We start from the raw sequence: 17273 nt of genomic DNA on the forward strand, positions 1-17273 counted from the left end.
GCTACACCACCACCGCTTTTACCGCCTTACCCCGCCGCATCCAGGCCAGCAGCACCGCCGCCATCAGCACAAAACCCAGGTAGCCAAACAGCGGATACACCTCGCCCACCAGGCTGATGAACCCCACCAGGCTACAGCCAAACGCCACCACCCCGGTCACCACCGAGCCCCAGCGAAACGTCGCCGTGCCCGCCGGCAACAGCCGCGAAAGGAACGAGAACATAGTGCCCACCGCCGTGTTCACGATCATGCCGAAAATGATCAGGCACATCACCAGCCCCAACAGCGGCGATACCTCATTGGCAATCGACAGCATCGGCATCGGCAGATCGGCAACACTGTCCAGGCGCGACAACAGCCCGGCGCTCATCACCAACATCAAGCCACCGAGCGCTGCACCGCCCAGCAACCCGCCCCACACCGCAGTCTTCTCGCCCTTGGCCGAGCCCCCCAGAATGGCCAGGATCGGCGCACCGGCAACGATGTTGTAGGACACATACAAGAACGCGCCCAACAGCCAATGACGGGTACCGGCCTGCTGCTGGCTCGCCAGGTGATCGAGGTCGGCAAAGCTCTGCTCGCGGGTGAACACTGCGTACAGTGCAATCGCCGACGCCACCAGGATCAACAACGGGGTAATCGCGCCGATGGCCAGGATCACCTTGCGCACGTCCAGGCACACGATGCCCACCACCACGACCGTCATCAGCACGCTGCCGGTCAACGCCGGGATGCCGAACTGCTGCTCCAGCAGTGCACCCCCACCGGCCAGCATGACCACGGTGACGGCGAACATGAAGAAGGTGATCAGCCAGTCGACGAACAGGCCCAGGTGACGGCCACAGATGGCCTGTATCACGTCCTTGTGCGATGTGGCCCGCAGGCGGTTGCCCAAGCCCGCCAGGGCCATGCCGAGGAAGGTGAACAAGGCGGCGCTGACCAGCGCGCCGACCAGCCCCCACACCCCGAAATCGACAAAGAACAACAACAGTTCCCGCCCCGAAGCAAAGCCCGCCCCCACGATCACGCCAACGAAGGCCCCGGCGATTTTCAGCTGCTCTTGCATGTGAACCTCTGGTTTTATTGTTGTTGTGTGTCACTGCGGCAAAGAACCTCTGTAGGGGCAGCCTTGTGCTGCGAAGAGGCCTTCAGCACCCCAGCAATGCCATGGGCATCTGGCCCCTTACGCAGCACTAGGCTGCGCCTACAATTTCCTGCTGGGTCAGTGAACGGTTACGCTTGACCGATAAACGCCTGCACCTCGATCTCCACATCCACCCCCAGCGCCAACGCCGAGGCCACCGTCGAACGAACCGGCAAGGCGGCGCCGAAGAATTCCTTGTAAACCTCGTTGAAGCCGGCGAAGTGGCTCATGTCCGACAGCCACACCGTGGCTTTCACCACCTGGTCGAAGCGTGCCCCGCACGCCTCCAGGCTCTCGGCGATGCGTTCGCAGGCCGCGCGGGTCTGGGTCTGGATATCACCCCTTACCACTTCGCCGCCGGCACTCATCGGTACTTGGCCAGACAGAAACAGGAAGCCGCCGGCTTTTACCCCACGGGAAAACGGAAATGGCAGGCTGCTGGGAAAACGCTGGATATCATTGCTCATAAAAAGCTCCTTTCAGGGTTGCTGGAAACGTGCCGGGGACAAGCGTTCAGGCGCCACCCCCTGGCTGACAAGGCTAGGGCACAGCGGCTGGCCGAGCAGCAGGTCAGCTGCCAGGCGCGAAGCACCTGCGGCCGACTGGATGCCATAGCCACCTTGCGCCGCCAGCCAGAAAAACGCAGGCATGCGTGCATCAAAACCAATCACCAGGTCGCCATCGGCAACAAACGAACGCAAACCGGCCCAACTGTGGCTTGGGCGGCGGATGGTCAGCGTGGTCATGGCTTCGATGTTGTAGATGCCCAACGCCACATCGAGCTCTTCGGGCGCGGCATCCTGGGGTTCGACCGGGTCGGCGTTGGCGGGCGAGCCGAGCAGTTGCCCGGCGTCGGGCTTGAAATAGAAGCTCTCGTCAACGCCAATCACCGCTGGCCAACGGGCGAAGTCCTGCTCGGCGGGGCCGGGGAAAGTAAACGCGCTGCGGCGGCACGGCTGCAGGCCGACGGGGGCCACGCCGCATTGCTCGGCGACGCGGTCAGCCCAGGCACCTGCCGCATTGACCAGTTGATGAGCCTGGACACAGCTGCCATCGCTCAATTGCACCTGCCATACCCCATCGAGCAAGCGGGCCTTGGCCAATTCCGCGTTGCAGCGCAGTTCACCCCCGGCAGCCCGATAGCCGCGCAAAAACCCTTGGTGCAGCGCGTGTACGTCCAAGTCCATGGCGCCTGGCTCCAGCACCGCGCCGGCCACGACCTCGGGCCGCAGGCTCGGCACCAGCGCCAGTGCCGCGTCGCGGTCGAGCAGGCTGACTTCGGTGCCATTGGCCAGGTTCTGCGCATGGGTCTGTTCGAGCAGTTGCTGTTGTTCATGGCTGGCAACATAGAGGCAGCCGCGCGGCTCAAGCAAAGGGTGTTCGCAGAAGCCTGCGGGCGGCGCTTCGTAGAACGCTCGGCTGGCACGGGTCAGTGCCTGAATCTGCGGCGTGCCGTAGGCCTCCATGAACATGGCCGCCGAGCGCCCGGTCGAGTGATAGCCCGGCTGTGACTCGCGCTCGAGCAGCAGCACCCGTTGCTGGCCAGCCAGGCGATAACCCAAGGAGGCGCCGGCAATGCCTGCGCCGATGATCAGGGTGTCGTAGATCGGGTTCATGCACGCTCCTGCTTCGATAATTATCATTTATGAGAATTCTAATATATGAGAATTTAGAAATGCGCAAGGGTCCAAGGTAATATGCCCGACCAACGCCGTATGCCGAGTGCCCCGAATGCCCGATGACCGTCCCGATGCACTGCCCTTGCTAGACCGCGCCGCCGTCGGCAGGCGCCTGCGCCAAGTGCGCAAGGCGCGCCAATTGACCCTCAAGCAATTGTCCGAAGCCAGCGGCGTGCCGGTGTCGACCTTGTCGAAAATGGAGCTTGCCCAGGTATCGGTGAGTTACGAAAAACTGGCCGCCGCTGCCCGCGCGCTGAATGTCGATATCGCGCAGTTGTTCCGTGCCAGCGGCACGGCGGATACGCCGGTGCCGGTCACCGTGGTGGTGGATTCACTGGCCGCGGTGGCGGGCTACGCGACGGGTACCTACGACTACCACCCGATCGCCGGTGCATTCCCCGAACGGCGCATGACACCCGCCTATGCCCGCATCATCGCCCGCGAACGCGGGCAGTTCGACGACTTTATCCGCCACCCAGGCCAAGAGTTTGCACTGGTGCTCAGCGGGCGCGTGCGCATCGAGTTCGAGACGGGTGAAGCCGTCAGCATCGGCCCGCAGGAGACGGCCTACTTCAATAGCCAGGTGGGGCATATCTACCTGTCGGAAAGCGAAGACGGCGGTGATGCGCAGGTGATGGTGGTCATGACGGACCGCTGAGCGGTGCCGCACAGGCACCACGCAGTTATAACCTAATAACGAACTAGTCTATTTGGCTATTAAAAATTCTATATGCTGGCTTCCATCCGATAACGGGCAAAGTTGGGCAGTCGAGTAGCGTATGGATGTAGGTTCTTTCGGTTTCACCCTTGCCGGGCTGGTCGTGGGTTTCATCGTCGGTATGACCGGCGTAGGTGGCGGCTCGCTGATGACCCCTATTCTTTTGTGGTTTGGCATCAACCCGGCCACTGCTGTCGGCACCGACCTGCTCTATGCCGCCATCACCAAGGCCAGTGGCGTCTGGGTGCATGCCCGCAACAAGAACATCGACTGGAAAATCACCGGCCTGCTGAGCCTGGGCAGCGTGCCCGCCGCCGCACTCACCCTGTGGTTCCTCAGCACCCTGCATACCGACACCTCGGCGCTCAACGCCATCATCAAACAAGGCCTGGCCGTGGTGTTGATCCTCACCGCACTGGCCATTCTGTTCAAATCGCGCCTGCAGGCATTCGCCAGCCGTCATGCCGGTGACCACTATCACCTCAGTGACCGCAGCCTGAACACGCTGACCGTGCTCACCGGCGTCGTGCTGGGCGTCATGGTCACCCTGACCTCCATCGGCGCTGGCGCATTGGGCACCGTGGCCTTGTTCCTGCTTTATCCCTTCCTGGTGACCCGCCGCCTGGTCGGCACCGAAATCGCCCACGCGGTACCGCTGACCCTGGTCGCGGGCCTGGGCCACGCCGGCATGGGCAACATGGACTGGTCGCTGTTGGGCTACCTGCTGCTCGGTTCGCTGCCAGGTATCTACATGGGCAGCCACCTTACCGGGCGGATTTCCGACCGCGTGCTGCGCCCGTGCCTGGCCGCGATGCTGTTGCTGATCGGCTACAAACTGGCCTTCTGACCACCACCGCTATCAACCCAGACGCAGACGCCACTGCCCGGCGAAGCTGAGTTCAAGGCGCGATAGCGGTAGCACATCAATGCGCTGATGGGCGCTCATCGGACACCCCAATAGCTGGACCAGTACGGCGCGGATGACCATGGGGTGAGTCACCGCCAGCCATTCACCCGGCGTGTCGAACGCCGCTAGCCAAGCCGCTACGCGCTGGCACAGCTGGGCGAACGATTCGCCGCCATGTGGTGTGCTGTCGGGGTTTTCCAGCCATTCGGACACCGCCTGTGGATGGGCTGCCTGCAACTGCTTGAGCGGCAAGCCTTGCCAACACCCCAGGTCGCAATCCGCCAATGCCGGTTCGACCCGTGCTTGCGCCGATAAAAATGCCGCTGTCTCGCAGGCCCGCCGCTCCGGCGCACTCAGCACCTGCACGGCAGGCCCAGCTGACACGGGCGGTTGCTCAAGCGCCAGGATGCCGTCCTCCGGCCGGGGCAGGCAGCCGGTCTTCTGCGCGTGGGTCAGGGCATGGCAAACGAGGGTCAGGCGAACGGCTTTCACCGGTGCTCTCTTCATGGCAGGCGGGAGCGGATGGTTTAGCATGCCGCCACTTTTTTTGCGCGACGAAATGCGCCTGGCCTGTGCGGATCAAGCCAGCAGCAACATCACACCCCACACCGGCACTGCCGCCGACAAGACGACGGCCAGCCGCGGCCAGTAGGGCAATAGCATCACCAGCAGCATCCCTGCCAGCGACAGCGCCCCGAACCACGCCACCGGCCCCATGGCCCAACCCCAGGCCTGGGCGCACAGCAGCAGGCTGACCAGCAGCGCCAGCCACCCTGCCCCTCGCAACCCCAGGCGTAGGCCACGTGGGCAGGGCCGATTCCAGACTTGCTTGTAATGCCGCTCCAAGCCCTGGCACAACGCGAGCATCCCGACGTAGGCAAACAACATACCGCCTGTAACCCACATCATCATGCGCCCGCCTCCACGCTTCGCCCTGCCCTGGTCTTCTGCGGCGCCGACGCAGCCTGACGTACCCGCCAAGCCACCAGCCCCAGCAACACGCCCAACACCATCGCACACGCCACCACACCCAGGCGCATCGCGTCAGCCATGCCACCCAACGCGGCCAAGCCGATGCACAGCAGCGCCACCAACAGCAATTGCTCGACCCAGGCGCGCCGTGCCGGCCTCACCCCCGCGTGCAGCAGCGCCAGCAGCCACGTGCCAAAGAACACGCGCACCTCCCAGCTTTCCCGTTGCACGAGCTCAACCGGCAACAAGCGGCTGGCCCACAGCAGGGCCACGCAGGCCAGTAACAACCCGCTGACGAAGCCGACATTGCACACTTCGGCTACCCGGTACCAGCGCCGCGCCGAAGGCTGCGCCGTGGCGCTGGCATATTTGCGCCCACGCTTGACGCAAAACAGCACCAGCCCACTGGCGATCATCACGCAACTGACCACCCCGCAAATGAAGTACAGCCAACGCATCGGGTAGCCGCCGAACTGGGCAAAGTGCAAACCGACCATCACCCGCTGGGTCAGCGGGGCCGCACGCCACTCAGGCACATCGCTAAGCAGCTCGCCGCTGACGCCATCGAAGACCATCGCCTGGCCTTTGGCGAGGGCGATCCGGTTGCCCAGCTCGGGGCGGATTTCAATACGCGCGCCTGCGGTGTTGGGGTTGCGGATGTTCAAGCCGCCAATCGGCCCCAGCCGCGCCTCGGCCTGGGCCAGCAACGGCGCCACATCAACCAGTTCGCCCGGCTGCCTGGCCAGTTGCCGTGGCTGCTCCAGTCGGGCATTGCCCTGCGCCTGGAAGTACGCGCGGCTGTCGCCTTCGAACAATGCATCGACCCCTGCCGGGATGTAGATGAGCATGAAGATCACCAAACCGGTGTAGGTGATCATCAGGTGGAACGGCAGCAACAGCACGGCGCTGGCATTGTGAAAGTCCAGCCATGAGCGCTGGCCCTTGTTGGGCCGGAAGGTGAAGAACTCCTTGAAGATCTTTTTGTGGATCACGATGCCCGTGACCAGTGCCGCCAGCATCACCAACGCCAGCGCACCGACCACGAAGATGCCCCAGTTGCGCGGCAAGTCGAGGGTGAAATGGAAGCGGAAAAAGAAGTTGCCGCCGACACTGTCACGCACCTCGATGGCTTCGCCGGTACGTGGGTCGAGCTGCACGCCACCGCCATGGCGACGTTCGCCGGTGGACACCCGCAACCCGGGCGAACGCTCGGTGGGCAGGCTGATGCCCCAGTTGCCGGCCTTCGGTTCGTGGGCTTGCAGATAGGCAACGGCCCGCCGCGCGGCGTCGGCCTGGGACACCTCGGTTGCCGGGACCTCCGGCTTCATCCAGTGATTGAGCTCCTTGTCGAACACCGCCAGGGTGCCGGTGACGAAAATGGCAAACAGCAGCCAGCCGAAAATCAGCCCGGCCCAGGTGTGCAACCAGGCCATCGATTGGGTGAAGGTATTCTTCATGCCAGCCACCTCAGTGCCTGCGGCCAGAAGCCGATCAGTGCCAGCGGTGCAGCAAGCACCAGCGGCGCCCAGGCACGCACGGCATCACGGCTGGCAAAGGCCCAGAGGATTGCGCCGGTGTAGAAGATGAAGGCTGGCAGGGTCGCGACAATGACCGCGTCGGCGGACGACAGCGGCAGCAACCGGGCCAGGCAGGCACTGGCGGCGTAGCTGAACGCGTAACCGCCCAGCAACGCCGCGGTGCTGCGGGAGAAGATCTGCAGCCAGGCGGGGGCTTGGATCATCGGAAGCTCCTCGAGGGTCTTGGGTGGGCTGCTGCGCATGCCGATCGCCCTGTAGGAGCAGCCTTGTGCTGCGAAGCGGTCGATGACAGCCCCGAGAGTCTTCGCTGTTGTCACCGGCCTCTTCGCAGCACAAGGCTGCTCCTACAGGGGGATTGGGCCGCACCGCGGCCCCGGGATCAGAAGGTGATATTCAACGAAGCAAACACCGCCCGACCCGGCTGGTTGTAAGTGTTGGCGCCCGAGCTGCTGGCATTGCCACCGCGCAGGATCTGCTTATCGAACACGTTGTTCACCCCCACCCGCACGTCATAGTTGGCGTTGAACTTGTACCCTGTGCTCACGTCCACCAGGCCGTAGGCTTCGACATCCTGCTGCGCCTCCTGGTCGTAGCTTTCCTGGGTGCGGTAGTTGTAGGTCGGCGACTTCTGCTTGCCGAAGTAAGTGCCTGCCACCTGGAACGACAGTTTGTCGGTGGCGCGCCAGTCGAGGGTGGTATTGACCGTGTACTCTGGGATCACCGACAGCGGCTCGCCCGTCTCGCGGTTGTCATTGTCGAGCATCCAGGTCAGGTTGGTGTTCCAGTCCAGGGTCGGGCTCAGCTCGATGAAGAAGTTGCCCTCGATCCCTTCCACGCGCGCTTCGCCAGCGTTCTCCCACTGCGTCACGCGGCGGCCGCTGTTGATGGTGTAGAGCACATCGGTGTCGCCGATGATCTTGTTCTTGTAATCGTTGCGGAAGTAGGTCGCGCTGGTGCGCCAGGTGCCACGGTCGTACAGCAGGCCGATCTCTTTGTTGACGCTGATTTCTGGCTTGAGGTCGGCGTTGCCCTGTAGGTAGCAACCACCCGAGTTGGTCTGCTGCACGCTGCAACCGTTACCACGGCTGTAGAGCAGGTAGTTGGGGTTGGACTGATACAGGTTCGGCACCTTGTAGGCGCGGGCGATACCGCCCTTGACCGACAGCGCCTCGGTCAGCTTGTGCGACAGGTTAAGGCTGGGGCTGAAGTTGTCGCCGAAGGTCTCGTGGTGGTCAAAGCGCAGGCCTGGGGTGACGGTGGTGTCGCCGACAATGATGTTGTCTTCGACGAACAGCGCGTAGCTCTTGGCGGTCATCTTCGAGTTGCTGCGGTCGAAGCCGCTGATCGCGTCGTTGCCACCGCCACTGGGGTCAAAACTCTGCGGGCGGAACGAGCCCTGATCGTTGAGCGACTCGTACAGGTATTCGCCACCCAGGGTCAGTACATGCTCGGTGCTGCCCATGGCGAATGGCAGGTTAACTTCGCTGCTCAGACGCGTATTGCGCAGCCGCGACATGGCGGCGCCGCTGTCGTTGATCGCGCCTTCCGGGCCCCCGGCCAAGCCTTCGTTGAGGCGCCAGTTTCGCACGTACTCGTAGGCCAGCGTGGTCTTGCTGGTGCCCCAGGCGAAATCGCCCAGGTGGGTCAGGTCGTAGGTGTTGCGCTGCATCACGTTGGTCTCGTGGCCATACAGGCTGGAGATCAGATCGACATTGCTGCCGCCGTTGCTGTTCATGGTGTCGCCAGCATAAATGTTGCCTTGTCGGCTGTAGCCGGCGCTGGTTTCAAAGCGGTGCTCGTCGTTGAGTTTCCAGCTCAGCATCCCGTTGATGTCTTTGTTGCGCACGCCTTCGCGGCCGGCCGACAGCGCACTGTTGGCATGGCTGGCGTTGATGTCCAGGTCGTCGGCGTCGGTCTTGGCCAGGCCACCGTACAGGCGGAAACCCAAGTTTTCGGTGAGGCCGCCCCCCAAGTTGAAGTTGGTACGACGGCTGGCCCCCTCGGCGCTGTCTTCGGGCATCTGCGTGTACAGGCTGACGCTGCCTTTGAGCTCATCGGTCGGGCGCTTGGTGATGATGTTGACCACCCCGCCCATGGCACCAGAGCCGTAACGCGCCGCCGCCGGGCCGCGCAGGATCTCGATGCGCTCGACCGCTTCGGCCGGCACCCAGTTGGTTTCGCCACGGGTATCGCGGTCGCCGTTCCAGCCATAGCGCACCGCATTGCGAGCGCTCGAAGGCTTGCCGTCGATGAGGATCAAGGTGTTTTCCGGCCCCATGCCACGCAGGTCGATCTGCCGGTTGTTGCCGCGCGCACCGCTGGCACTGTTGCCGGTCAGGTTGACCCCCGGTTCGCGGCGGATCAGTTCGGACAGGTCATTGGCCGGGGGATGACGCTTGATGTCCTCTTCGGTGATGATCGACGAACCCAGCGCCTGCCGCGCTTCGCGCTCGGCGGTGACCAGGGTGTCCTGAATGACCAGCGCGCTTTGCGCAGCAGGCACTTCCAGCACTTCACCGGCGCGTTGCTCTTCAGCCTGGGCGGCAGTCGCGACCATGGCCGGCGAGGCCAACGCAACGAACGCCAGGGCCAGGCTGTTGGGTGAAGGTCTGGATTGCATCGGTACATCTCCTGCGATTCATGAGCGAAAAGGCACATCCCTGCCAGGAAGCCGGCGAGCCCTCGCCCACCGGCCTCGCAACTACAAAGTGGAGGCCAACAGGGGTGGTAAATATAGTGATTCTCAAATGAGTTTAAATCTTATTTACGAAACTTACATGTTTGTAACGGAACTTTGCTGAAACGCCCGTGCTTGCCCTACTCTGTGGCGGCTTCTTTGGCCCTTCGAGACCTTGTGTTCATGCTCCCAGCCGCGTTGATTTTCCTGTTCACCCTGACCCTGGTCATCTGGCAGCCCAAAGGCCTGGGCGTCGGCTGGAGCGCCACCTTGGGCGCCGTGCTCGCGCTGGTGTGCGGGGTGGTGTCGCTGCACGACATCCCCACGGTCTGGGCCATCATCTGGAACGCCACGGCGACGTTCATCGCCCTCATCATCATCAGCCTGCTGCTGGACGAAGCTGGCTTCTTCGAGTGGGCGGCGCTGCACGTGGCGCGGTGGGCGGGAGGTGACGGGCGCCGCCTGTTCGCCTTCATGGTGCTACTGGGCGCCGCTGTGTCGGCGCTGTTCGCCAATGACGGCGCGGCGTTGATCCTTACCCCCATCGTCATGTCGATGCTGCTGGCGCTGCGCTTCTCGCCAGCCGCCACCCTGGCCTTCGTCATGGGTGCGGGCTTTATCGCCGACACTGCGAGCCTGCCACTGGTGGTGTCGAACCTGGTAAACATTGTCTCGGCGGACTACTTCGGCCTGGGTTTCAACGCCTATGCCTCGGTCATGGTGCCGGTGAACCTGGTGGCCGTGGCAGCCACCTTGTTGGTGCTGAGGGTGTACTTCGGCCGCGATATCCCGCTGCGCTATGCCACCGATGAGCTCAAGCTGCCAGCCATGGCCATCCGCGATCGCGCAACGTTTCGTGTCGGTTGGGTGGTGCTGCTGGCGCTGCTGGCCAGCCTGTTCGTGCTCGAGCCGTTGGGTATTCCGGTCAGTGCCGTGGCCGCGGCCTGCGCGGCCGTACTGTTCGCCGTCGCTGCCCGTGGTCACGTTATTTCCACACGCCGCGTGCTGCGCGAAGCCCCGTGGCAGATCGTGGTGTTTTCACTGGGGATGTACCTGGTGGTCTACGGGTTGCGCAATGCCGGCCTGACCGACTCGCTGGGCAGCGTGCTGAACTGGCTGGCCGGCCATGGGGTATGGGCGGCTTCGCTCGGTACCGGGCTGATTGCCGCGCTGTTGTCGTCGGTGATGAACAACCTGCCCAGCGTGCTGATCGGTGCGCTGTCGATCCATGCCAGCGAGGCCCAAGGCGTGGTGCGCGAAGCGATGATCTACGCCAACGTCATTGGCTGTGATCTGGGGCCGAAGATCACCCCGATTGGCAGCCTGGCCACGCTGCTGTGGCTGCATGTGCTGGCGCGCAAAGGGGTCAGCATCGGCTGGGGGTATTACTTCAAGGTCGGGGTGTTGCTGACGGTGCCGGTGTTGCTGGTGACATTGGCGGCTTTGGCGGTGCGATTGAGTATCTAGGCGCCCCGGCCTGTGGGGTTGACCTGCGATAATTTGGACATGGTGCCTGGCCAGGGCTACGCCCTGGTTCGCGGGTGAACCCGCTCCTACAGGCGGTACGTTGTAATCCGTGCTCAGCGATTAACCCGCCATAACCCGGCCATCTGCGTCGTGAAGCCTGCGCTCATCAACTCGCGCCGCATTGCCCATTCCGCTGCCGCCGGTACCGCTGCACTGCGTAGCGTGCCCCTGCCCCAACGTGCGTTGACACCGTCGATCACACCCATTACACGCTCCGCCTGCACCGTCTGCGACGGGGCAAACAAGTCGCCGGTAAATTGCCCACGCTGGCACAGCTCCAGCAACAACACTTCTGCCTTGCTGTAGCGAAAGCCCTGCCGATAGATACGCCCCACCGCCTCCAGGGCCATGCGCGTGAGCAGCCGCACGTCATCTGTTGGATACGGCAACTGCACCACCACGCCGTTGGCGTACTTGGCCTCGTCCGGGTTGAACATACCGGTACGGATGCTGACGCGCATCTTGCTCGCCAGGGAGCGCTGGCTACGCAACTTCTCCGAGGCGCGCATCACGTAGGTGGCCACGGCTTCCTTGATGGGTGCCAGCTCGGTCAGGCGCTTGCCGAACATGCGGCTGCAACAGATTTCCTGGCGTGGCGGGTCGATGTCCTGCAGTTGCAGGCACGGCGTGCCCGCCAATTCGCGGGCGGTCTTTTCCACCACCACGCTGAAGGTCTTGCGCAGCAGGCCTGGATCGGCGCGTGATAAGTCCCAGGCGGACCGGATTCCCATGCCCTGCAGGTGCGCGGTGAGGCGTTTGCCGATGCCCCAGACCTCGGACACGTCGCACTTCTTCAACACCCACTCACACTGCGACGCGATGCGCAGGTCGACCACCCCACCGCTGTGAACGGCCCAGCGTTTGGCCGCGTGGTTGGCCAGCTTGGCCAGGGTCTTGGTACCCGCGATGCCGACGCCGACGGGGATGCCGGTGTGCTTGAGCACCCGCTCGCGGATGCCGCGGCCCAGGTAGTCGAGGTCTCCGGGTACGCCGGTCAGGTCGGCGAAGGCTTCGTCGATGGAATACACCTCCAGTGCCGGGACCATGCCTTCGATTACCGCCATCACCCGCTGGCTCATGTCACCGTACAACGCATAGTTGGATGAAAAAGCCACCACGCCATGGCGGCGCAACAGGTCCTTCACCTGGTAATACGGCTGGCCCATCTTCACCCACTGCTTGGCCTCGGCACTGCGGGCGATGATGCACCCATCGTTGTTGCTGAGCACGACGATGGGCGTGCGCAGCAGATCGGGGCGGAACACGCGCTCGCAGCTGGCGTAGAAACTGTTGCAGTCGATCAGGGCGTAAACGGGCTGTGGGTTCATTTCGAAGGCTTACGTTAACTGTATATTTATACAGTACACCTTATAAGCACGCTATCGCCTCCTCCATTCATCCGATTTGCATCCTGCGCGCTGGCTCCTACAGTTCTGAACGTAGCGACCCCCGCGAGACGGCCAATGCGCACCACCGAAAAAACCGGCCATACGATTGCCGCCAATGGCCTGCCAAAGATCCCGCGCAGTGTTTGGGCGCTGGGCTTCGTGTCGATGTTCATGGACATTTCCTCGGAGATGATCCACGCCCTGCTGCCGCTTTACATGGTGACCGTGCTCGGCACCTCGGTGGCCGCGGTCGGCTTTATCGAAGGCATCGCCGAGGCGACCGCATCGATCACCAAGGTGTTTTCCGGCGCATTGAGCGACCGGCTGGGCAAGCGCAAGCTGCTCACGGTCGTGGGCTACGGCCTGGGCGCGCTGACCAAGCCCGTGTTCCCCTTGGCTTCGGGCCTGGACTGGTTGATCGCGGCACGCTTTGTCGACCGTATCGGCAAGGGCATCCGCGGGGCGCCGCGGGATGCATTGGTGGCCGACGTGACGCCGCCCGAATTGCGCGGCGCCGCCTTCGGCCTGCGCCAGGCACTGGACACTGTCGGCGCCTTCGTTGGGCCGTTGCTGGCGATCTTGCTGATGTGGCTCACGGCCAGTCATTTCCAGACGGTGTTCTGGGTGGCGGTGATCCCTGCGCTCATGGCGGTCGGCACGCTTGTGGTGTTCGTGCACGAGCCCGAGGCCACGGCCACGTCGCGACCGGTGCGTTCGCCACTGGCCCTGCACCAACTGAGGCGGCTTGGCGCCGGCTACTGGCGACTGATCGCATTGGCCATGGTGTTTACCTTGGCACGCTTCAGTGAGGCCTTTTTGTTGCTGCGCGGCCAGGACATGGGCCTGGCCGCGTTATGGGCACCGGCGGTTCTGGTGGTAATGGCCTTGGCCTATTCGCTGTCGGCCTACCCCGCCGGAGTGCTGTCGGACAGGCTTGGCCGCCGTGGTGTACTGATGGCAGGGCTGGGGCTACTGCTGCTGGCTGACGTGATGCTGGCGTTGTGGCCCGGCTGGGCCGGGCTGGCGCTGGGGGTAGTGGCCTGGGGGCTGCACCTGGGTTTCACCCAAGGCGTCTTTGCCGCGCTGATCGCCGACAGCGCCCCGGCCAACCTGCGCGGTACCGCGTTCGGCCTGTTCCACCTGCTGACCGGCGTTGCGCTGCTGGTCGCCAGCGTGGTGGCCGGGCTGATGTGGGATGGGGTCGGGTTCCAGGCCACCTTTCTGCTGGGCGCAGTGTTCGCTGGGATTACCCTGACTGGGGTTGGCTTGCTGCGCTGAACGGCCGCTATTTCGGATCGTGGCTGCGCACGCTGAAGGTCACTACACCCCAGATCGTCAACTCATCGCCTTCGAGGATGTAACGTGGGGGGTAACGCGGGTTCTCCGAGCGCAGCACCACCTGCCCACCCACCTTATGCAGCCGCTTGCACAGCGGTTCGCCATTGACCGCTGCGATCACGATCTGGCCATGCCGCGCTTCGAGGGAGCGGTCGACCAGCACCAGGTCGCCGTCGAAGATCCCGGCGCCCTGCATGCTGTCGCCGTCTATCCTGACCAGATACATATGCGGGGCACGCAGGTTGAACAACTCATCGAGCGAGATGGGCTGCTCCATGTGGTCCGCCGCCGGCGACGGAAAGCCAGCCGGGATGCGGAACAGATAACGAGAAACAGCACCGCTACCGCAGGTGATGGGACCCAGGATGGAAGTCATGGCACGGCCTTGAATTTAACTGTATATAGATACAGTATCGATCTACCGAGCATCAGGTCAATTTCGGCGTAGGAAATTTAGACAAGTGGGGTACATGCCATGTGTGGACGCTTCGCCCAGTCTCAAGGCTTGGCCGATTACCTGCGTGAACTGAACGCCGAACAGGACGTGATCAGCGGCTATGACAACCTGCCGATCGGTCGCTACAACGTCGCCCCCGGCAGCCGGGTGCTGATCCTGCACCGTGCCGAGGACGGGCTGCGCGTCGACCCCTGCCACTGGGGCTGGGCACCGTTCTGGGCCACCGGCAAACGCCCCGCCCCGATCAACGCCCGGGTAGAAACGGTTACCACCGGCAAGTTTTTCAAAGCCCTGTGGCCGCAGGGGCGGGCGTTGGTGATGGCGGATGGTTGGTACGAATGGGTGGCCGACCCGCATGACGCCAAACGCAAGCAGCCGTACTACATCCGCCTGAAAAGCCAGGCACCGATGTTCATGGCCGCGTTGGCCGAAGTGCACTCGGGGATGGCGCCTAACGAAGGCGATGGCTTCGTGATCATCACCGCCGCTAGTGACGAGGGCATGGTCGATATCCATGACCGCCGGCCTCTGGTGCTTGAGCCGGCGGATGCGCGCATATGGATTGACGCTGACGTACCCGCCGAGGAAGCCGAGCGCCTGGCACGAGAGCGGTGCCTGCCGGTCGAGGCGTTCGAGTGGTTCCCGGTGAGCAAGGCTGTCGGAAATGTGCGCAACGACGGGGCCGAGTTGATCGTGATGCAGGATGCCGAGCATCAACCCTGACGCTGCGCTGTCATTACCCTCCTACCCCTCCGCTAAACCGGAACGTGCGCCGGTTGCTGCTCCATGACCGACCAGCCCCCATGCCCATCCACCTCGAGCCGATGTGTGTGGAACGCCGCCAACGTACTGCGGTGGCCAACACTCACCAACAGGGCCTGCGGCATCTCGCTGCGCAATAGCCCATACAACGTATGCTCCAGCCCTTCGTCCATGGCCGAGGTGGACTCGTCGAGAAACACTACTTGGGGCTGGTTGAACAGAACCCGGGCAAACGCCAAGCGCTGTTGCTCACCCACCGAGAGGATGTGCGACCAGTCGCAACTGACGTCCAGGCGTTCGGCAAGGTGGGCCAGGTTGACCTGGCGCAGGGCTTGCTGCATGCGCACTTCATGCTCGGGTGCGCTGGCCGATGGGTAGGCGATAACGGTGCGCAGGTCGCCTAGTGGCAGGTACGGGCGCTGAGACAGGAACAACGCCTGGTGCCCCACGGGGCGCCTGACCTCACCCTCAGCGTAAGGCCAGAGCCCAGCCAATGCACGCAACAAGGTGGTTTTACCACTCCCTGAAGGCCCTTTGATCAACAGCGCCTGGCCAGCGCGCAGGCTCAGATCAAGGTTGGCAATAAGGGGATGGCCATCGGGGCGCAGTACCTGCAAACCGGCAATGTCCAGGGCATGCGGCTGTTGCTCGGTAGTGACGCGCGGCAGCGAACTGGCCTGTTCATTGGCATCGAGAAAGCCCGTCAAACGATCGAGGGTGGCGCGGTACTGGGCGAATGCGTCGTAGGATTCGCGGAAGAACGACAACGAATCCTGCACCTGGCCAAAGGCCTGTGAGGTCTGCATCACGTCGCCAAGCTTGATAGCGCCACTGAAGAAACGCGGCGCCTGAAGGATAAAGGGAAACACCACGGCAACCTGGCTGATACCCAGGTTGAAACCGCTGAACTTCAAGTTTCGGAAGACCAATGCCCAAGCGTTGACAATCAATGCGCCAAAGCGGCCCAACAATGTGCCCCGCTCTACCTGTGCGCCTTGATAGAAGGCGATGTTCTCGGCATTTTCACGCAGGCGCATCAGCGCGTAACGGAAGTTAGCGGTGAGTTTCTCGTTGAGGAAGTTCAGACGAATCAACGGGCGCCCAAGGCGAAAAGCAATCCAAGTGGCAACGATCACGTACAGGTACACGGCAAAGACCATTGCCCGCGGGATCTCGACCCCCGCCACTGCCAGCGGTGCCGACAAACCCCAGAGGATGCCCGTGAATGCCACCAACGACACCAGCGCACTGACTGCGCCGAGGGCAAGCGACACGGAGTTGGTGACGAAAGCATTGACGTCCAGCTCGATACGCTGGTCGGGGTTGTCTACGGGCTCGGCGAGGAACTGGCCGCGGTAGTAAGCATCGCCGTGCATCCAGTCGCGCGTCAGGCGCTTGGTGAGCCAGACTCGCCAGTGAATGCTGAAGGCCTGGGTCACGTAGAACGTGAACAGCGAGCGCAGCACGTGGATGGTGGCGAGCACCGCAAATACGCCTAGCAGGTACCAGAAGGCGCTCTGATCCAGGCCTTGCAGGGCGCTGTAGAATCCGTTGTACCAGAACGAGAACAGCACGTTCAGGCGCACCGAGAACAGCGTCATCACCAATAACAGGGCAAACACCAACAGCGGCCGCCAGCTGCGCCTCAAGCTGAAATACGACCCGGCGAGCTGCCAGAATTGGCTGCCCCAGCGTGTAAAACGCACTGCCAGTGTCGCCGCTGCGGTGAAGCAGACCAAGGTGATGAACGAGGCGATTGCCAGCCAGCTCAGGCTCTCTTGCAAGGCCTGGTGCCAGTTCATTTCCATGATGGGTATCCATGCTGAGTATTTCCGCGAGGGTAGCATTACCTCAGGTTTTATCAGGCATGGATGACGCATGTTTCATCATCACGGCCAGTGTTGACGGCCGGAAAAGACAAAACCCCTACCTGCTCGCGCAGATAGGGGTTTTGCGAAATGAATCTTGACGATGACCTACTCTCACATGGGGAAACCCCACACTACCATCGGCGATGCATCGTTTCACTACTGAGTTCGGGATGGGATCAGGTGGTTCCAATGCTCTATGGTCGTCAAGAAATTCTGTAGCCAGAATGTCCAGATGGACAGCCCAGCGAATTCGGATATGCGATATGTGTGGTTACGAACTTTCGGTTCTTTCGGG

Annotated in this window: 16 protein-coding genes and 1 rRNA gene; 5 read left to right on the plus strand and 12 right to left on the minus strand. The window is 62.9% G+C overall.

Annotation, left to right across the window (positions count from 1 at the left end; translation table 11 throughout):
* Position 1: 1 nt before the first annotated feature.
* The 3 genes from OO306_RS13040 to OO306_RS13050 all read right to left on the minus strand — a co-directional run bounded on the left by OO306_RS13040 (position 2) and on the right by OO306_RS13050 (position 2760).
* Entirely contained in the window at positions 2 to 1066 is a 1065-nt protein-coding gene (locus OO306_RS13040) for a hypothetical protein (RefSeq protein ID WP_265968930.1), read from the minus strand.
* Between the two features lie 167 nt (positions 1067 to 1233).
* Complete coding sequence (locus OO306_RS13045; protein WP_027593976.1) at positions 1234 to 1611, minus strand: RidA family protein; 378 nt, start codon at positions 1609 to 1611, stop codon at positions 1234 to 1236.
* 12 nt (positions 1612 to 1623) lie between these two features.
* The gene (locus OO306_RS13050) at positions 1624 to 2760 is read right to left on the minus strand and encodes an FAD-binding oxidoreductase (RefSeq protein WP_265968931.1); all 1137 of its coding nucleotides are present in this window, start codon (positions 2758 to 2760) and stop codon (positions 1624 to 1626) included.
* A gap of 115 nt (positions 2761 to 2875) precedes the next feature.
* Between OO306_RS13050 and OO306_RS13055 the strand changes: the two genes are divergently transcribed.
* Together OO306_RS13055 and OO306_RS13060 are read left to right on the plus strand one after the other, a co-directional pair.
* A complete protein-coding gene (locus tag OO306_RS13055; RefSeq protein ID WP_033694146.1) occupies positions 2876 to 3481 on the plus strand; it encodes a helix-turn-helix domain-containing protein in 606 nt (201 codons plus the stop codon).
* 121 nt (positions 3482 to 3602) lie between these two features.
* Entirely contained in the window at positions 3603 to 4388 is a 786-nt protein-coding gene (locus OO306_RS13060; RefSeq protein WP_027593979.1) for a sulfite exporter TauE/SafE family protein, read from the plus strand.
* A 12-nt stretch (positions 4389 to 4400) separates the two neighbouring features.
* On the opposite strand, the gene OO306_RS13065 is transcribed toward OO306_RS13060, so the two are convergent.
* From OO306_RS13065 to OO306_RS13085, 5 genes are all read right to left on the minus strand, one after another.
* On the minus strand, positions 4401 to 4940 hold the full coding sequence (locus OO306_RS13065) for a histidine phosphatase family protein (RefSeq protein WP_265968932.1): 540 nt from the start codon (positions 4938 to 4940) through the stop codon (positions 4401 to 4403).
* Between the two features lie 87 nt (positions 4941 to 5027).
* Complete coding sequence (locus tag OO306_RS13070) at positions 5028 to 5360, minus strand: DUF3325 domain-containing protein (RefSeq protein ID WP_265968933.1); 333 nt, start codon at positions 5358 to 5360, stop codon at positions 5028 to 5030.
* Positions 5357 to 6877 carry a PepSY domain-containing protein gene (locus tag OO306_RS13075; protein WP_265968934.1) on the minus strand — a complete coding sequence of 507 codons (1521 nt, stop codon included), beginning with the start codon at positions 6875 to 6877 and terminating at the stop codon, positions 5357 to 5359. The genes OO306_RS13070 and OO306_RS13075 overlap by 4 nt, the downstream gene beginning before the upstream one ends.
* Positions 6874 to 7161 (minus strand): hypothetical protein, encoded by a 288-nt coding sequence (locus OO306_RS13080; protein ID WP_027593983.1) that lies wholly within the window; start codon positions 7159 to 7161, stop codon positions 6874 to 6876. Before OO306_RS13080 ends, OO306_RS13075 begins: the two co-directional genes overlap by 4 nt.
* A gap of 176 nt (positions 7162 to 7337) precedes the next feature.
* Positions 7338 to 9578 (minus strand): TonB-dependent siderophore receptor, encoded by a 2241-nt coding sequence (locus OO306_RS13085; RefSeq protein WP_265968935.1) that lies wholly within the window; start codon positions 9576 to 9578, stop codon positions 7338 to 7340.
* A 240-nt stretch (positions 9579 to 9818) separates the two neighbouring features.
* Here OO306_RS13085 and OO306_RS13090 point away from each other — a divergent pair, with 240 nt between their 5' ends.
* Complete coding sequence (locus OO306_RS13090) at positions 9819 to 11102, plus strand: arsenic transporter (RefSeq protein WP_027593985.1); 1284 nt, start codon at positions 9819 to 9821, stop codon at positions 11100 to 11102.
* Positions 11103 to 11215: 113 nt separating this feature from the next.
* Here the strand turns inward: OO306_RS13090 and umuC are convergent, their stop codons facing one another.
* Positions 11216 to 12490 carry a Y-family DNA polymerase gene (gene umuC / locus OO306_RS13095; protein ID WP_099429959.1) on the minus strand — a complete coding sequence of 425 codons (1275 nt, stop codon included), beginning with the start codon at positions 12488 to 12490 and terminating at the stop codon, positions 11216 to 11218.
* A gap of 135 nt (positions 12491 to 12625) precedes the next feature.
* Here umuC and OO306_RS13100 point away from each other — a divergent pair, with 135 nt between their 5' ends.
* On the plus strand, positions 12626 to 13828 hold the full coding sequence (locus OO306_RS13100) for an MFS transporter (RefSeq protein ID WP_265968936.1): 1203 nt from the start codon (positions 12626 to 12628) through the stop codon (positions 13826 to 13828).
* A 7-nt stretch (positions 13829 to 13835) separates the two neighbouring features.
* Here the strand turns inward: OO306_RS13100 and OO306_RS13105 are convergent, their stop codons facing one another.
* A complete protein-coding gene (locus OO306_RS13105; RefSeq protein WP_027593988.1) occupies positions 13836 to 14264 on the minus strand; it encodes a LexA family transcriptional regulator in 429 nt (142 codons plus the stop codon).
* Positions 14265 to 14363: 99 nt separating this feature from the next.
* Here OO306_RS13105 and OO306_RS13110 point away from each other — a divergent pair, with 99 nt between their 5' ends.
* Positions 14364 to 15068 (plus strand): SOS response-associated peptidase family protein, encoded by a 705-nt coding sequence (locus OO306_RS13110; protein ID WP_099453446.1) that lies wholly within the window; start codon positions 14364 to 14366, stop codon positions 15066 to 15068.
* Between the two features lie 32 nt (positions 15069 to 15100).
* On the opposite strand, the gene OO306_RS13115 is transcribed toward OO306_RS13110, so the two are convergent.
* Entirely contained in the window at positions 15101 to 16915 is a 1815-nt protein-coding gene (locus OO306_RS13115; protein ID WP_099429962.1) for an ABC transporter ATP-binding protein/permease, read from the minus strand.
* A 155-nt stretch (positions 16916 to 17070) separates the two neighbouring features.
* Positions 17071 to 17186 (minus strand): 5S ribosomal RNA (gene rrf, locus OO306_RS13120).
* Positions 17187 to 17273: the final 87 nt, after the last annotated feature.

Origin of the sequence: Pseudomonas sp. DCB_AW, assembly GCF_026240895.1 — a bacterium.
In the GTDB taxonomy this organism is placed as follows: Bacteria; Pseudomonadota; Gammaproteobacteria; order Pseudomonadales; family Pseudomonadaceae; genus Aquipseudomonas; species Aquipseudomonas kermanshahensis.